General features: G+C 43.1%; 6 protein-coding genes. 4 read left to right on the top strand and 2 right to left on the bottom strand.

Annotation, left to right across the window (positions count from 1 at the left end; genetic code table 11):
* Window positions 1-924 precede the first annotated feature (924 nt).
* The 4 genes from MMY79_RS15805 (at window position 925) to MMY79_RS19460 (ending at window position 16,731) form a co-directional block, all read left to right on the top strand.
* Window positions 925-2,361: a TolC family outer membrane protein gene (locus tag MMY79_RS15805; RefSeq protein ID WP_354669043.1), complete on the top strand. Its 1,437-nt coding sequence runs from the start codon at window positions 925-927 to the stop codon at window positions 2,359-2,361.
* Window positions 2,358-4,496, top strand: a complete 2,139-nt coding sequence (locus MMY79_RS15800; RefSeq protein WP_252610120.1) for a type I secretion system permease/ATPase — start codon at window positions 2,358-2,360, stop codon at window positions 4,494-4,496. Before MMY79_RS15805 ends, MMY79_RS15800 begins: the two co-directional genes overlap by 4 nt.
* Window positions 4,493-5,689: an HlyD family type I secretion periplasmic adaptor subunit gene (locus MMY79_RS15795; protein ID WP_252610118.1), complete on the top strand. Its 1,197-nt coding sequence runs from the start codon at window positions 4,493-4,495 to the stop codon at window positions 5,687-5,689. Before MMY79_RS15800 ends, MMY79_RS15795 begins: the two co-directional genes overlap by 4 nt.
* Before the next feature lie 377 nt (window positions 5,690-6,066).
* A complete protein-coding gene (locus MMY79_RS19460) occupies window positions 6,067-16,731 on the top strand; it encodes an ABSDF2314 family large adhesin (protein ID WP_354669042.1) in 10,665 nt (3,554 codons plus the stop codon).
* 129 nt (window positions 16,732-16,860) lie between these two features.
* On the opposite strand, the gene MMY79_RS15770 is transcribed toward MMY79_RS19460, so the two are convergent.
* Together MMY79_RS15770 and MMY79_RS15765 are read right to left on the bottom strand one after the other, a co-directional pair.
* On the bottom strand, window positions 16,861-17,928 hold the full coding sequence (locus MMY79_RS15770; RefSeq protein ID WP_252610112.1) for a peptidase MA family protein: 1,068 nt from the start codon (window positions 17,926-17,928) through the stop codon (window positions 16,861-16,863).
* Window positions 17,898-19,439 carry a glycosyltransferase gene (locus tag MMY79_RS15765; RefSeq protein WP_252610108.1) on the bottom strand — a complete coding sequence of 514 codons (1,542 nt, stop codon included), beginning with the start codon at window positions 19,437-19,439 and terminating at the stop codon, window positions 17,898-17,900. Before MMY79_RS15765 ends, MMY79_RS15770 begins: the two co-directional genes overlap by 31 nt.
* Window positions 19,440-19,475: the final 36 nt, after the last annotated feature.

Raw genomic sequence — 19,475 nt, 5'->3', positions numbered from 1 at the left:
ACTATCTTTAGACGCAATAAACTTTGCATTAAACTCATTTAAAATTAATTTAAATGAGAAAGTCATAAGGGATAAGTATAGGGATAGTCAATTTAGTAAGATTGCTGAAGATTGATACATACTTGCACGTGATGTGCGTGAGATACAGCAGGCGATAGCCAATAAGAAACCGCTATAGATAGCGGTTTTTTATTTAGTAGATGCTTAAACTTACCAGCTTAATGCACCACCAGTTTGGTAGTCAGTTACGTGAGTTCCAAAGAAGCTCTTCTCTTTATGGCAGCGAGTTGAAAAGGCCGGATTGGGTTATTGAGATTTGACTTAAAGATCATCATTTTATGAATATATAGATATGGAAAAGGGTTGCTATTGGCACCTCTTTTTGAAAGTTATATATTGTGTTTCTAAAATAGATAGAGAATACTTCTTATTAATTCTATATGATTTTTAATCATATGTTTTAATTTTATTTAAATTAATCATTATTGATGATTTTAAATAAATAATATATCTTTAATAATATTATTTTTTAGAGTTTATAGCCTACCACTTCCCCAAGGGGTAGGTTTTTTTTATGGAAATTATTTATTCTAGTTGTTGATTTTATAATTTCATAGGTTTTAAATTTATATGTTTTAAATCTATTTTAATAATTTAAATTTTAATAAAATTAAGCAGTTAGTTATTGTTGTTGAAAATTAATCATTTTTCACTTTATTTTTTTGCAAAGAAAATTATTCTGAAAATTATTTATTTAAAATATGGGATTTAATAATTTTAAATGAGTTTTTGATTGTTTTACAATATTTCAAGAGATTAGATCTTCTAATGAGTAAATTTCCTTTTTCCCACAATGATTTCCAACTTATAATCAGATCGGGTACTAAATTATTTTTATATTTTTGTATTGCTTCTAGTGTTTCAATATCAATCACAAAGGCAGAGACCACGTCTGTTAACTCGGGAAAAAGCTTAACAAAAAAAGTTTCTCAACTCTTTAAACCCACATCGGACGAAAGCTACCGATCTGTCGATTTTCAAAAATTAAGCAATTTAGGATTTGATCAAAACCAATTTCAGCGGCTAGGAAATGATGGGAACTATTTACCTACTTCCACTGCTATGTGGAACAATCAAGTCAGTTTAATTGATGCAATTCAATATGCAGTTCAACGAAACCCCAATATTTCTCAAGCCATTTCAACTTTAGCAAGCCAAAACGCAGGTATTGATTATGCCAAAGCTGGTTATTATCCCCAGCTTTCAGGTGGTATCACTACAGGTGATTTAAGTAGTGGTGAGCGAGGGAGACAGTTACTCACATTATCTGCGACTCAAATGGTTTATGATTTTGGTAAAGTTAAATCAGGTGTATCAGTTCAGCGCGCCAAAGTACTAGTTGAGCAGGCCAATGTGCTGGTCAGTATTGATGATATTTCACTTGATGTTGCGCAGTCGATTGTCAATATTCAGCGCTATCTTCAATTAAATAAAATTGCCGAACAGCAAATTGCGGGTATCCAGCGCATTCAGGAAATTGCCAATTTACGTGCAAATGCCGGTATTAGCAGCCAAGCTGATCCAGTTCAGGCACAAACATATTTAGAATCTGCACAGTCGACGCTAATTGCTCAACAATCTTTATTGCGTCAGTACCAGCAACATCTAAGAACTCTGGTAGGTGTAGATGTTTTTAATAAGATATGGGTTATCCCTGATGATCTGGTGAAACAGTCGGGTCTCTACAGCGAACCTGAGTTTAATACCATCCCAAAAATGATCGCGGCTCAAGCCAGTGTTGAAGTCGCTAAAGCCCAAAAGGAACAGACGCGTTTAACACGTTATCCGACCTTGTCGGTTAAAGGTTCCTTGAGTCAGGCCATTAATGGCAGAAACCCAAACAATGATAAAGACGACGGTCTATATAGTTCAGTCATGCTTGAAGCAAGCAGTCAGTTTTATCAAGGTGGGGCCGTTTCTTCTCAGGTAAAAATGGCAAGTTATGCCGAAGAAGCTGCTAAATCTCAGGTCAATTCAGTTTATCTGGATGTTCTGGATCAAATTAGAACGAGCCGTGAGCAAATTGAAAATAAACAACGTCAAATGCAGGTGTTGACCAATCGTCAAGCCACCACGGTTCGTACACGTGAACTTTATCAAGAGCAGTACAAGCTCGGGACACGTTCACTGGTCGATTTATTGAATGCGGAACAGGCCATTCATAGTGCTAATTCAGAACTTGAGTCGGCACGTTATGACATCTACAACAGTATTGTTCAGTATATTTCGGCAACAGGACGTTCCCGCCAAGCCTATGGCTTAAATAATATTTCAATTCAGGGGTTCGAAGTACAACCATGATGACAAAAATAAACTACCAGCCCTGGTTACAGGCGGTCTTAACGATTGCTAAACATTACCGAATTGAGCCTTCAGAAGAAAGAATCCGTTTACAACTTGACTGGAATCAGAATCAAAACCTTGATGATATTTTACAGCTCATTACGCGTCAGGTTGGACTAAATTCACGTAAAGTACCATTTTCCTTAGATGTGCTGAACCCGTGGCGCCTGCCTGTTATGGTCGAGTTTAACGACGGACAGGTCGGTGTTGTTGATAAAGCTGATACTCAAGGAAATGTCAGTATCCAGTTTAGTGGGGATCAGGGACTTTCACAGAACGTGTCTTTAGGTGCTTTAAAAGATACGCTAAAAAATATTTATATCTTGCGTCCTGAGAGTTCTATTCCCGATGCGCGTATTGACGAATATATCAAACCGTATGAAGCAAGCTGGTTCTGGTCAATTGTACTCAGAGACTGGAAGCGCTACATTGATATTATGTTTGCCTCACTCATTGCCAATGTCTTGGCACTGGCGACTATTGTTTTCTCAATGCAGGTCTATGACCGCGTTGTTCCATCACAGTCTGTTCCAACCTTGTGGGTTCTTGCAGGCGGTGTACTCATTGCAGCGCTCTTCGAATTTACCTTACGTGTAGCCAGAGTTTATTTATCCGATATTATTGGTAAACGTGCGGACTTACGGGTTTCTGACCGTGTATTTGGTCATGCCTTGCGCATCAGAAATAAAGACCGCTCAAAGTCTACAGGTAGTTTTATTTCCCAGATTCGTGAGCTTGAAGGTGTTCGTGAACTGGTGACTTCAACCACCATTAGTGCAATTGCCGATTTCCCATTCTTTTTCTTGTTCCTCACGATCTTTGCCATTATTGGCGGGAAGTTGTTCTGGGTGATGTTGCTGGTTGTTCCGCTGATGATTTTGCCGGGCATTCTCGTGCAGAAAAAGCTAGCTCAACTCGCACAAGAGGGCATGAGAGAATCTTCAATTCGTAATGCCATTCTTGTAGAAGCAGTGCAAGGTATTGAAGACATCAAGCTATTACGTGCTGAATCCCGTTTCCAAAACCAGTGGAACCACATGAACGAGGTTTCAGCTGATATTGCTATGAGACAACGTAAAATCGTTGGTACTTTAATGGCATGGACTCAAAAGATTCAAGGCTTGACCTACGCACTTGTCGTTTTGGTGGGATGTTTTGCGGTAATGGATGGTGAAATGACGACAGGTGCGTTAGTGGCCTGTTCAATTTTATCTTCACGAATGTTGGCGCCGATTGCACAGATTACAGGCGTTTTAGGACGTTTACAGCAGGCGAAAGTTGCAAAACAAAGTTTAGATGAGCTTATGCAACGTCCAATTGATCAGGCTGACCGTTCACATCTGGTACATAAAGCTGTTTTAAATGGCGATTACGAATTAAAAAATGTCTTATTCCAATATAGTGAGGATGAACCACGTCCTAGCTTGGCAATCCGTCATTTAAAAATTCGTGCTGGTGAAAAAATTGCAATTTTGGGGCGTAATGGTGCAGGTAAATCGACACTGCTTCAGCTTTTATCAGGCATGCAAGTTCCAATTCAAGGTGCTGTGCATTTAGATGGTCTGGATCTATCTTTAATTGACCCATCTGATGTACGTCGTGATATGGGTTTACTCAACCAGAATGCGCATATTTTCTACGGTACGATTCGTGAAAACCTGACTTTGGGTGCGCCACTTGCAACGGATGAAGATATTCTTCGGGCTTTAGTGGTGACGGGCGCATTACCTTTTGTCCAAGAGAAAAAAGAAGGATTAGATCACCTGATTTTAGAGGGTGGCGTTGGTTTCTCGGGTGGTCAGAAACAAGCATTGTTATTGGCCCGTTTATTGATTCGTCAACCTAACATTTTATTACTGGATGAACCAACAGCAGCCATTGATGATGTGGCAGAGAAACAACTGATTGATCATTTAAAAGGATGGCTGGCACATCGGACCTTGGTCGTTGCGACCCACCGCCGAGCTGTTTTAGAACTGGTGGACCGTATCATTGTGGTTAACGATGGCAAAATCGTGATGGATGGTCCAAGAGATCAAGTCCTTAATCAATCAATAGCCCAACAAAAACAAGTGCAAGGGGGTAATTCATGAGCGAACCACAACAAGAACAAGAACTCACCCGTTCAATGAATGTCTCTTATACTGAACCACCATTACCACGTGCCAGTTTAGTGATCTGGATTGTGGGGATTGGTTTGGTTATTTTCTTTATCTGGGCATGGGTATTTAAACTTGAGGAAGTTTCTACTGGTACGGGTAAAGTGATTCCATCATCTAAAGAGCAGGTTATTCAGTCTTTGGAAGGTGGTATTTTAACCAAGCTTAATGTACAAGAAGGCGATATTGTTCAAAAGGGCGAAATTCTTGCGCAATTAGATCCAACCCGTTTTGCATCTAATGTGGGTGAATCAAGATCTTTACTGATTTCTGCTCAGGCGACAGCAGCGCGTTTGCGTGCGGAAGTAAACGGTACACCATTGGTTTTTCCAGAAATTGTGATGAAAGAACCAAAACTTGTACATGAAGAAACGGCATTATATGCGTCCCGCAGAGCTAATCTCGAACAAACACTTGCAGGTTTTAGACAGGCTTTGCAACTGGTACAACAAGAACTGGCAATGACCGAACCGTTAGTTGCTAAAGGCGCGGCCAGTGAGGTTGAAGTTTTACGTTTACGTCGTGAAGCAAATGATTTGCAAAATAAAATGAATGATGTGCAGAACCAGTATTTTGTGCAGGCTCGTGAAGAGTTATCGAAAGCCAATACGGATAGTGAAACGCAGCAACAAGTCGTACTTGGTCGTAGTGACAGCTTGGATCGTGCCGTGTTTAAAGCACCGGTACGTGGTGTTGTAAAAGAAATTGCGGTTACCACCCATGGTGGTGTTATTCCACAAAACGGTAAATTAATGACCATTGTTCCGATTGATGAGCAGCTGCTCATTGAAGCGCGTATTTTACCGCGTGACATTGCTTTTATTCGTCCAGGACAAGAAGCACTGGTTAAGATTACTGCCTATGACTACTCAATCTATGGTGGTTTAAAGGGTAAGGTTACGGTGATTTCACCGGATACGATTCGTGATGAAGTTAAACAAGACCAATTCTATTATCGTGTTTATATTCGAACCGATTCCGACAAGCTTTATAATAAAGACGGTAAAGCATTTGGAATTACACCGGGTATGGTGGCAACAGTAGATATTCGTACGGGTGAAAAAACAGTACTCGATTACTTACTTAAACCATTTAATAAAGCCAAAGAAGCTTTAAGAGAAAGATAATAAATATATATCTATATGGTTTTTAAATATTTAAAGCCATATAGATATTAATAAAGATAATATCTTGTTTTAAATGTGTGGTTTTTATTGATTATGTTTTAAAACATAAAAATATTAAAAGCATATTATTGTTTGAAATAGGTTCTAATACTTTGAAAAATAATAATTAATCTTTAATTTTTTCTTTTGGTTAATAAATAAACTAGTTGTTACTGAATTTTTTGTGATGCAATTCATGTTTACAATTACTTTGTGCGTTGAGGTTGACCTTTGTTTTATCTAATTTATTCCTTAATTTGGGCTCTTCTTATTTAACGAAATTTAAGAGCTCTAAATTGGATTGGTTTAATTAAATAATCCTACGAAGGGGAATAAATATGTCTGAGATAAGGGTAGTTTCTAAGGAGAGTCATGAAACCTTAGAAACTACGACTAAGGATACAGTCTCTCTTTCCGAAGCATCAGTTATTTTAATAAAAGTAAATAAAGATGATGTTTCTGAAATTAGACAAGACGGTAGAAATGCAATTATTACTTTAAAAAATGGTGAACAAATAGTAATAATTGATTTCTTTAATGGTAGTAACTATTCAAGCGATAGTAGTTTAGTTTTTGAAGATGATAATCATAAGTTGTTGTGGGTACAGTTTACTGACAATAATGGCGTATTATTAGAGCATATTACTTATAATTATATCGATAGTATAGAACCGCTGCTTTATCATGATGGGGCTGCATCTCCATGGGCATGGTTATCTGTACCGTTAACTGCAGCAGGAATTCTGTGGTGGGCACATAATAGTGATGATAAAAATAATAATTTAAATAACGACTCTGATTCTGACAGCGACTCAGACTCTGACAGCGACTCGGACTCTGACAGCGACTCTGATTCGGACAGCGATTCTGACTCTGACAGCGACTCGGACTCTGACAGCGACTCAGACTCGGATTCTGACAGTGACTCGGATTCTGACAGCGATTCTGACTCTGACAGTGACTCTGATTCTGACAGCGACTCAGACTCGGATTCTGACAGTGACTCTGATTCTGACAGTGACTCGGATTCTGACTCTGACAGTGACTCGGATTCTGACTCTGACAGCGACTCAGACTCGGATTCTGACAGCGATTCGGACTCTGACAGCGACTCGGACTCTGACAGCGACTCAGACTCGGATTCTGACAGTGACTCGGATTCTGACAGCGATTCGGACTCTGACAGTGACTCTGATTCGGACAGCGATTCTGATTCTGATTCTGACTCTGACAGTGACTCTGATTCTGACAGTGACTCGGATTCTGACAGTGACTCGGATTCTGACAGTGACTCGGATTCTGACAGCGATTCTGACTCTGACAGCGACTCGGATTCCGACAGTGACTCTGATTCTGACAGTGACTCGGATTCTGACAGCGACTCTGATTCAGACAGCGACTCTGATTCAGACAGCGACTCGGATTCTGACAGTGACTCGGACTCTGACAGTGACTCTGATAGCGACAGCGACTCTGACAGTGACTCGGATTCTGACAGCGATTCGGACTCTGACAGCGACTCGGACTCTGACAGCGACTCAGACTCGGATTCTGACAGTGACTCGGATTCTGACAGTGACTCGGATTCTGACAGTGACTCTGATAGCGACAGCGACTCTGACAGTGACTCGGATTCTGACAGCGATTCTGACTCTGACAGCGACTCGGATTCCGACAGCGACTCTGATTCGGACAGCGATTCTGACTCTGACAGCGACTCGGACTCTGACAGCGACTCAGACTCGGATTCTGACAGTGACTCTGACTCTGACAGTGACTCGGATTCTGACTCTGACAGTGACTCGGATTCTGACTCTGACAGTGACTCGGATTCTGACTCTGACAGCGACTCAGACTCTGATAGCGACTCGGACTCGGACTCTGACAGTGACTCGGATTCCGACAGCGACTCGGATTCTGACAGCGATTCTGACTCTGACAGCGACTCGGACTCTGACAGCGACTCGGACTCTGACAGCGACTCGGACTCTGACAGCGACTCAGACTCGGATTCTGACAGTGACTCGGATTCTGACAGTGACTCTGATAGCGACAGCGACTCTGACAGTGACTCGGATTCTGACAGCGATTCTGACTCTGATAGCGACTCGGACTCTGACAGCGACTCTGATTCGGACTCTGACAGCGACTCGGACTCTGACAGCGACTCAGACTCGGATTCTGACAGTGACTCTGACAGTGACTCGGATTCTGACTCTGACAGTGACTCGGATTCTGACTCTGACAGTGACTCGGATTCTGACTCTGACAGTGACTCGGATTCTGACTCTGACAGCGACTCAGACTCTGATAGCGACTCGGACTCTGACAGTGACTCGGATTCCGACAGCGACTCTGATTCGGACAGCGATTCTGACTCTGACAGCGACTCGGACTCTGACAGCGACTCAGACTCGGATTCTGACAGCGATTCGGACTCTGACAGCGATTCGGACTCTGACAGCGATTCGGACTCTGACAGCGATTCGGACTCTGACAGCGATTCGGACTCTGACAGCGATTCTGACTCTGACAGCGATTCGGACTCTGATAGCGACTCGGACTCTGACAGCGACTCTGATTCGGACAGCGACTCGGATTCAGACAGCGATTCTGACTCTGACAGCGACTCAGACTCGGATTCTGACAGTGACTCGGATTCTGACTCTGACAGCGACTCGGACTCTGACAGCGACTCTGATTCTGATAGTGACTCGGATTCTGACAGTGACTCTGACAGCGATTCGGACTCTGACAGCGATTCGGACTCTGACAGCGATTCGGACTCTGACAGCGATTCGGACTCTGATAGCGACTCGGACTCTGACAGCGACTCTGATTCGGACAGCGACTCTGATTCGGACAGCGACTCTGATTCGGACAGCGATTCTGACTCTGACAGCGACTCTGATTCAGACAGCGATTCTGACTCTGACAGCGACTCAGACTCGGATTCTGACAGCGATTCGGACAGCGATTCTGACTCTGACAGTGACTCTGATAGCGACAGCGACTCGGATAGCGACAGCGATTCTGACTCTGACAGCGATTCTGACTCTGACAGCGACTCGGATTCTGACAGCGATTCTGACTCTGACAGCGACTCTGATTCAGACAGCGACTCGGATTCTGACAGTGACTCGGATTCTGACAGTGACTCGGACTCTGACAGTGACTCTGATAGCGACAGCGACTCGGATAGCGACAGCGATTCTGACTCTGACAGCGATTCTGACTCTGACAGCGATTCTGACTCTGACAGCGATTCTGACTCTGACAGCGACTCTGATTCTGATAGTGACTCGGATTCTGACAGCGACTCTGATTCTGACAGCGACTCTGACTCTGATAGCGACAGTGACTCTGACTCTGACAGTGACTCTGATTCGGACAGCGACTCGGACTCTGACAGCGACTCGGACTCTGACAGCGACTCTGATTCTGACTCTGATAGCGACAGCGATTCTGACTCTGACAGCGACTCTGATTCTGACAGCGACTCTGACAGTGACTCGGATTCGGACAGCGACTCGGATAGCGACAGCGACTCGGATAGCGACAGCGATTCTGACTCTGACAGCGACTCTGATAGCGACAGCGACTCTGATAGCGACAGCGACTCTGACTCTGACAGCGACTCGGATTCGGACAGCGACTCGGATTCTGACAGTGACTCGGATTCTGACAGTGACTCGGATTCTGACAGTGACTCGGACTCGGACAGCGATTCTGACTCTGACAGCGACTCGGACTCTGACAGTGACTCGGATAGCGATTCTGACTCTGACAGCGATTCTGACTCTGACAGTGACTCTGATTCGGACAGCGATTCTGACTCTGACAGCGACTCGGACTCTGACAGCGACTCTGATTCGGACAGCGACTCTGATTCGGACAGCGACTCTGACTCTGACAGCGACTCGGACTCTGACAGCGACTCGGATAGCGACAGCGATTCTGACTCTGACAGTGACTCGGATTCTGACAGTGACTCGGACTCTGACAGTGACTCGGATTCCGACAGCGACTCTGATTCGGACAGCGATTCTGACTCTGACAGCGACTCTGATTCGGACAGCGACTCTGATTCGGACAGCGACTCGGACTCTGACAGCGACTCGGATTCTGACAGCGACTCTGATTCCGACAGCGACTCGGATAGCGACAGCGACTCGGACTCTGACAGCGACTCGGATTCTGACAGCGACTCGGATTCTGACAGCGACTCGGATTCTGACAGTGACTCGGATTCTGACAGCGATTCTGACTCTGACAGCGACTCTGACAGTGACTCGGATTCGGACAGCGACTCGGATAGCGACAGCGATTCTGACTCTGACAGTGACTCGGACTCTGACAGTGACTCTGATAGCGACAGCGATTCTGACTCTGACAGCGATTCTGACTCTGACAGCGATTCTGACTCTGACAGCGATTCTGACTCTGACAGCGACTCTGATTCAGACAGCGATTCGGACTCTGACAGCGACTCGGATTCTGACAGTGACTCGGATTCGGACAGTGACTCGGATTCGGACAGTGACTCGGACTCTGACAGCGACTCTGATAGCGACAGCGACTCGGATAGCGACAGCGATTCTGACTCTGACAGTGACTCTGATTCTGACAGCGACTCGGATAGCGACAGCGATTCTGACTCTGACAGCGACTCGGATTCGGACAGCGACTCTGATTCTGACAGCGATTCTGACTCTGACAGCGACTCAGACTCTGACAGTGACTCGGACTCTGACAGCGATTCTGACTCTGACAGCGACTCTGATTCGGACAGCGACTCAGACTCTGACAGTGACTCGGATTCTGACAGTGACTCGGACTCTGACAGTGACTCGGATTCCGACAGCGACTCTGATTCGGACAGCGATTCTGACTCTGACAGCGACTCTGATTCTGACAGCGACTCAGACTCGGATTCTGACAGTGACTCTGATTCTGACAGCGACTCGGACTCTGACAGCGACTCGGACTCTGACAGCGACTCGGACTCTGACAGCGACTCGGATTCTGACAGCGACTCTGATTCCGACAGCGACTCTGATAGCGACAGCGACTCGGACTCTGACAGCGACTCGGATTCTGACAGCGACTCGGATTCTGACAGCGACTCGGATTCTGACAGTGACTCGGATTCTGACAGTGACTCGGATTCTGACAGTGACTCGGATTCTGACAGTGACTCGGATTCTGACAGTGACTCTGACTCTGACAGCGACTCTGATTCGGACAGCGACTCTGACTCTGACAGCGATTCTGACTCTGACAGCGATTCTGACTCTGACAGCGATTCTGACTCTGACAGCGATTCTGACTCTGACAGCGATTCTGACTCTGACAGTGACTCAGACTCTGACAGCGATTCTGACTCTGACAGCGACTCTGATTCCGACAGCGACTCTGATTCCGACAGCGACTCAGACTCTGATAGCGACAGTGACTCTGATTCTGACAGCGACAGCGACTCTGATTCCGACAGCGACTCTGATTCCGACAGCGACAGCGACTCTGATAGCGACAGCGACTCTGATTCTGACAGTGACTCAGACTCTGACAGCGACAGCGACAGCGACTCTGATTCTGACTCTGACAGCGACAGCGATTCTGATAGCGACAGCGACTCTGATTCAGACAGCGACAGTGACTCTGATTCTGACAGTGATTCTGACTCTGACAGCGACTCTGATTCCGACAGCGACTCTGATTCTGACAGCGACTCTGATTCGGACAGCGACTCAGACTCTGACAGCGACTCGGATTCGGACAGCGATTCTGACTCTGACAGCGATTCTGACTCTGACAGCGATTCTGACTCTGACAGTGACTCAGACTCTGACAGCGATTCTGACTCTGATAGCGACAGTGACTCTGATTCTGACAGCGACAGCGACTCTGACTCTGATAGTGACAGCGACTCAGACTCTGACAGCGACTCTGATAGCGACAGCGACTCTGATTCTGACAGCGATTCTGACTCTGACAGCGATTCTGACTCTGATAGCGACTCTGACTCTGACAGCGATTCTGACTCTGACAGCGATTCTGATAGCGACAGCGATTCTGACAGCGACAGCGACTCTGACTCTGACAGCGACTCAGACTCTGACAGCGACTCTGACTCTGATAGCGACAGCGATTCTGATAGCGACAGCGACTCTGATTCAGACAGCGACAGTGACTCTGACAGTGACTCGGATTCTGACAGCGACTCTGATTCCGACAGCGACTCTGATAGCGACAGCGACTCAGACTCTGACAGCGATTCTGACTCTGACAGTGACTCAGACTCTGACAGCGATTCTGACTCTGACAGCGACTCTGATTCGGACAGCGACTCTGATTCAGACAGCGACTCTGATTCAGACTCTGACAGCGATTCTGACTCTGACAGTGACTCTGATAGCGACAGTGACTCAGACTCTGACAGCGATTCTGACTCTGACAGCGATTCTGACTCTGACAGCGACGCAGATTCGGACAGCGATTCTGATTCCGACAGTGACTCTGATAGCGACAGCGATTCAGATACAACTGCGCCAGATGCACCAGAGATTGATCCAATCAATGGCACGGATCCGATTACAGGTACGGCAGAACCAGGTTCAACAGTGACAGTGACTTACCCTGATGGCACCACAGCGACAGTCGTTGCAGGTACAGATGGAAGCTGGACAGTACCGAACCCAGGCTTGAATGATGGCGATGTTGTGACAGCAACAGCGACAGATGCAGCGGGTAACGAATCAGTACCGGCAACAGAAGTTGTAGATGCATTGGCTCCGGCAGCACCAGAGATTGATCCAATCAATGGTACGGATCCAATCACAGGTACGGCAGAACCAGGTTCAACAGTGACAGTGACTTATCCAGATGGCACCACAGCGACAGTTGTTGCGGGTACAGATGGAAGCTGGACAGTACCGAACCCAGGCTTGAATGATGGCGATGTTGTAACAGCAACAGCGACAGATGCAGCAGATAACGAATCGGCACCGGCAACAGAAGTTGTAGATGCATTGGCTCCGGCAGCACCAGAGATTGATCCAATCAATGGTACGGATCCGATTACAGGTACGGCAGAACCAGGTTCAACAGTGACAGTGACTTATCCAGATGGCACCACAGCGACAGTTGTTGCGGGTACAGATGGAAGCTGGACAGTACCGAACCCAGGCTTGAATGATGGCGATGTTGTAACGGCAACAGCGACAGATGCAGCAGGTAATGAATCAGTACCGGCAACGGAAGTTGTAGATGCATTGGCTCCGGCAGCACCAGAGATTGATCCAATCAATGGTACGGATCCGATTACAGGTACGGCAGAACCAGGTTCAACAGTGACAGTGACTTATCCAGATGGCACCACAGCGACAGTTGTTGCGGGTACAGATGGAAGCTGGACAGTACCGAACCCAGGCTTGAATGATGGCGATGTTGTAACGGCAACAGCGACAGATGCAGCAGGTAATGAATCAGTACCGGCAACGGAAGTTGTAGATGCATTGGCTCCGGCAGCACCAGAGATTGATCCAATCAATGGTACGGATCCAATCACAGGTACGGCAGAACCAGGTTCAACAGTGACAGTGACTTATCCAGATGGCACCACAGCGACAGTTGTTGCGGGTACAGATGGAAGCTGGACAGTACCGAACCCAGGCTTGAATGATGGCGATGTTGTAACAGCAACAGCGACAGATGCAGCAGGTAACGAATCGGCACCGGCAACAGAAGTTGTAGATGCATTGGCTCCGGCAGCACCAGAGATTGATCCAATCAATGGTACGGATCCGATCACAGGTACGGCAGAACCAGGTTCAACAGTGACAGTGACTTATCCAGATGGCACCACAGCGACAGTTGTTGCGGGTACAGATGGAAGCTGGACAGTACCGAACCCAGGCTTGAATGATGGCGATGTTGTAACGGCAACAGCGACAGATGCAGCAGGTAATGAATCAGTACCGGCAACGGAAGTTGTAGATGCATTGGCTCCGGCAGCACCAGAGATTGATCCAATCAATGGTACGGATCCGATTACAGGTACGGCAGAACCAGGTTCAACAGTGACAGTGACTTATCCAGATGGCACCACAGCGACAGTTGTTGCGGGTACAGATGGAAGCTGGACAGTACCGAACCCAGGCTTGAATGATGGCGATGTTGTAACGGCAACAGCGACAGATGCAGCAGGTAATGAATCAGTACCGGCAACGGAAGTTGTAGATGCATTGGCTCCGGCAGCACCAGAGATTGATCCAATCAATGGTACGGATCCGATTACAGGTACGGCAGAACCAGGTTCAACAGTGACAGTGACTTATCCAGATGGCACCACAGCGACAGTTGTTGCGGGTACAGATGGAAGCTGGACAGTACCGAACCCAGGCTTGAATGATGGCGATGTTGTAACAGCAACAGCGACAGATGCAGCAGGTAATGAATCAGTACCGGCAACGGAAGTTGTAGATGCATTGGCTCCGGCAGCACCAGAGATTGATCCAATCAATGGTACGGATCCGATTACAGGTACGGCAGAACCAGGTTCAACAGTGACAGTGACTTATCCAGATGGCACTACAGCAACAGTCGTTGCGGGTACAGATGGAAGCTGGACAGTACCGAACCCAGGCTTGAATAATGGCGATGTTGTAACAGCAACAGCGACTGATGCAGCAGGTAACGAATCAGTACCGGCAACGGAAGTTGTAGATACTGTACCTCCAGTAATTGCTATTGATGAATTGGATGATGTTGATCCGATTACAGGTACGGCAGAACCAGGCTCAACAGTAACTGTAACCTTCCCAGATGGTAGTACCATTACTACTACTACAGAAGGTGATGGTACTTGGTCTGTACCTAATCCTGGCACATTAGTAACTGGCGATGTTGTAACAGCAACAGCGACAGATGCAGCAGGTAATACTTCATTACCAGTCACATCTATAGTTCCAGTTTTCATTGATGCTATTGACGATATTGCTACGGTATTAAGTGAGGTTAATCCTGTAGTAACTCATCCTGATATTCCGGGTGGTGCATTAGTAACCTTCCCATCATTGTCATTCATCGGTCCAATTATTGATCTTAAAGGTCAAACACCAATTACAGTTACCGTACCTGAAGGTGGAATTGCATCGTTTGATGTGTCTTTTGGTGGAGTGTTAATAGGTGGTGGTATTGGTTCTTATGACCTTAATATTCTTCGTTATAACGAGAATACTGGTGGATACGAACAGTACAGCAAAATAGACAATGCTGGATCTATGCTTGGAATTGGTTTAGGCGTCATGGGTGGTGGAGCATCTATCAGTAATCTACCTGAAGGACAATATGCGCTTGTATTAACTCCAGGTGAGGGTGTTCAAGTAACTGGTATTGGTATCGCTTCAATTTCTGTTACCAATGAGGTACTGAGTGATTATGGTGATGTCGTTGCGAAAGGTAATGTGATTACAGCAAATAATCCTGAAAATCCAACGGACGTTGCTGATGTGATTCATGCTGGTGAAACAGCAACGGTTATCAGTGTTGCTAATGAAGATGGTGTGACAACTGCTCTACCACAAGACAGTGAAGCATTTACTCGTATTCAAGGTGAATATGGTGAGTTGTTTATTGATAAGAATGGTAATTATGAATACATCCGTGATTTCACCATTCCAAATAGTCTAGGTAAAGTAGATAGTTTCACTTACACCATTCAGGATAGTGACGGGCATCAAGATACAGCGACTTTAAATGTTCGCATTGATACAAATGATCTTGATATCACATGGCCAGAAGATCCAACTCAAGATGGTGTAGTAGAGTTGACGGCAACTGATAATACAGCAGCAGCTGCGATTACGTTAGTTCCATCAACCAATACAACTGTTGATACGGGTAGTATGGCTGCAAGTAGTACGAAACCGTTATTTGGCGCTGCTACTTCAGTTGCTGGTAGTGATACGAGTGATGTGATTAATGTCGCTGCAAATACTGCTGCATCGCTTAATTTCTCTGTGACTACACAAGGTGGTATCCTCGATAGCTCTGCTAATGGTGATACTTTCAGTTATCAAGTGCAAAAACTTGTGAATGGTGTTTGGACAACTCAACCTGGAGCATCAGCTTCTGTTGTACATTCATCACCAATCTTAGGTGATGCTGGCGGTACTGTGTTGATCAGTGGCTCTTATCAGGTTTCTGCATCAGACACTGCTAGTCAATGGCGTGTCGTGTTTGGTAGCACAGAATCTAATATTCCTCTGATTGCTGGAACGAATACAACTACTGTCAACACTACTGTAAATGCTACTTTCACACATTATGACCAATTCGTTGGTAATGGTGCGACGGTAACTGCTACGGGTAACTTGTTAACAGATGATTCTGGTAATGGTGTAGATGTAACGGGTGGAGCAAGTACAAAAGTATTTGTAGAAACTTCGCCTGGTACATATGTACAAGCGAATGGTCAAACAATCGCGGTTGAGGATGGTACATTCGTTGTTTCGGCAAATGGAACATATACGTTCACAGCAAATAGTTCTGCTACTTCTGGTGATGTCGCTACATTGAACTATAAACTGGTTGCTGCAACAGGTGATGAAAGTACACCTGCAACATTGACCGTGAATATTGGTAGTGAGACCATCAGTACTGCTAGCCATGACATTATTACCACTGGAGCTGGTGCAGATACAGTTGTCTATAACTTACTGAATGCTGCTGATGCAACGGGTGGCAATGGTAAGGATGAATGGACTGACTTTAATTTGGCGCAAGGTGATAAAGTTGATATTAGTTCATTGTTAAATGGTGCTAATGCAAGCAATATCTCTAATTATGTGTCTGTTACTTCTGATGGTGCGGGTAATACTTTGATTAGTATTGATCGAGATGGTACTGGAAATACCTATAACTCAACTGATCTCATTGTATTGAAAAATACAGATACAACACTGGATGAGTTATTGAATAATAATCAGTTGTTATTTTAATTGATTATTGCGAATAGAAAACTGTAAATAGAAGAGAAGGCATAAGTGCCTTCTCTTTTTTTATTTAAAAATAGTTTTTAAAAGCATTAGTCGCAGTAAATGGCTTATTTAATATTTTTGAAAGTAAAATTAACTAGATTTTTTATTTTTAATAACTTTTTTTAAGAGACTTTGAAATTTATTTTTCTCTATATTGCTTTCGTTAGTTTTTTCTAGAGTTATCAATAAAGTATCTAAAATTTTTTGGTTGAAATGAGCTGAATTTTGATCAATTTCTTTCCAATGATATAAATTCCAATTATTTAAAATAGAAATTTGTTGATCTTGTCTTCCAAGATTTTCAAGAAACTTTTTCATAAAGATGGTTCCTTTTAAATATTGATCTTGAAAAACAGGTTGTCCATCAGTGTATCTCTGTTGTATGAGAGAAGAGGGTAAAAATAGTTTTCCATCAGATGTATCTATAAGTGTGGTAAGACGGTTCCATAATTGAGATGTTCTATAAGTTCTTTGCAAGATGTATTTGTCAAAATCTTCTTCATTTTTCGGCAAATTTCTTTGTCCATATGTACCAAACTTATCTTTTCTGATAATCCCTTCTGACCAAGCTGCCAAGCTTTCTGTCAGCCAAGGTTGCTTAAACATCGTATAACCATAGGTGTAAAGATGAAATAATTCATGTGCTATTAATGAAGAGTCAGTAGTTAGATTTGGAATATTATTGCTAATAAGAATAATTAGAGCACAAGCATTTTTTTTTAATGGATTATTGGAATGTCGATGGGGTTCATCATAAGCTAGTCCGAGTCCATCAAGCTTCTGTATTTGTATATCAATATATTGGACGTTATTTTTATAGCGTGGACTATTCAAAGGATCTTGGTAGCCTAAAACGGACCAAGCTTTTCGTGTGGTATTTGCTTGAATAGCAATATTTTCTACATAGTCTGGAACATGATTTAGATTTTTATCCTGCTGAAATATTAAAGCATTATCACCAGAAGTAGTGTAAAAAATACGCAGATTATTCATGCCATAATAGACTTGATCAAGTTGTTTAACAACAGGAGGGCTACTTGAATAACAATCAGTTTTTGCATGAATATAAGTAGATACACAAAATGTAGAGAATAATAAAACCAAAGTTTTTTTATGCATAAAAAACATTACTGAATAGCCTGGAAAAGCTCTTGCCATTTTAGGGCAAATTGTTTTTGATCTGTGAGTCGACTACATGCATATGCATTTTCACTAAGTTTAAGCCGTTTGTGTTCATCTTTTAATAAAGAAACTACTTTCTGTGCAAATAAATCTTCATCTTGAAAAGTAATTAAATAACCATTTTCATCATGATTAATCATATCTGATGGTCCGTAATCGATGTCATAACTCACTACAGGGCAACCATGGCATAGGGCTTCTAAAACTGCCATACCGAAACCTTCAGATCGGCTAGAAAAAAGGAATAAGCTTGCTTTATTATATAAAGCATCAGTATTCTCATTATAGCCCATCAATTTAATATGGTTATTTAACTGATGTTCATCAATTTGACTTTGTAAGAAGTTATACTCACTTCCAAAACCATAAATGTTTAAATAAGCATTGGGGATTACTTCTACAACTTTTTTGAAGACCCTAATTAAGCTATCTAAATTTTTCGCTTTATCATATCTGGCAATAGTTAAGCAAAACATTGGATCTCTGTTTGAAAAATTGACATAATCGACAGTTTTTTCATATATATGCGGAATAACAAATAGTTTCCCTTCCATTCCAAAGCGCTGTTGAATATGTTGTTTTTGGCGTTCAGTTAAAATTACTAGTGCATCTAATTCATTACTATATTTAAAGTAACTACGATAATGACGATTAATTGTAGAGTTTTGAATATCATGACCATTTAAATGGGTGGCATGAATTGTACCAATAAAACGCATATTTTCTTGTTTTATCTCTCTAAGTGGTTCATAGAAATGAATTGCACGGTCGATAAGAATATACATCAGATCATTTTTATAAAGTTGAGAGATTTTTAGGAACCAGTATTGAATGAGTTGAGACTCAGTATCAAAAACCTCATCAATAACACCTTGTTTATTAAATAAAAAAATATTTGAAATAATGTTTTTATTCTTTTCGTTGAGTTGATAGTTTTTTATAATAACTGGATAACCTTCTGTATGATAATAAGTTTCAGTTATTATCATTTGATTTTCTGGGTTGATGACTTGAATACAACTAAGATAACCATAAGAGTCATAAATAATTCGTCCTGTTTTTACACCTTTTTTGAAAGTATTCACATAACTTAAAGTAGGAGAGTCATTTTGTCGTATTTCGTACAAATAGTTTTTATTATTTTTATCATGAAAACGTTGATTGTATGTGAAAGGAATTATAGTTTTTAAAATGTTACTGTTAAACATTTCTACCATAGGGCCATGAATTTTTTTATTAGCTAGTTTTAGATGAGTTCCTTGAAAATCACCATATAAATTGAGATAGCCAATAGAAGGAGGAGCTAAGTTTGTAGCTATAAGGCTCCAATAATTTTCTGCAAGTGAGCGATCATATTCAGTAGTAATAATTGTGGGGCTAATACATAATTGTTCATTTAGTATTTTTGCGCGCTTTAAAAGAGCAAAAACCAATCCATTTTTCTTTTGGTCAATTTTTGGAAATAGAAAAAAATATTGAGTTTTCATAATAAATAACCATTTTATAATTTATACAACATAAAA

This window comes from Acinetobacter sp. XS-4 (genome assembly GCF_023920705.1).
Classification (GTDB): domain Bacteria; phylum Pseudomonadota; class Gammaproteobacteria; order Pseudomonadales; family Moraxellaceae; genus Acinetobacter.
The sequence above is the reverse complement of the archived record's forward strand: the minus strand, read 5'-3'. Positions and strand labels throughout refer to the sequence as shown.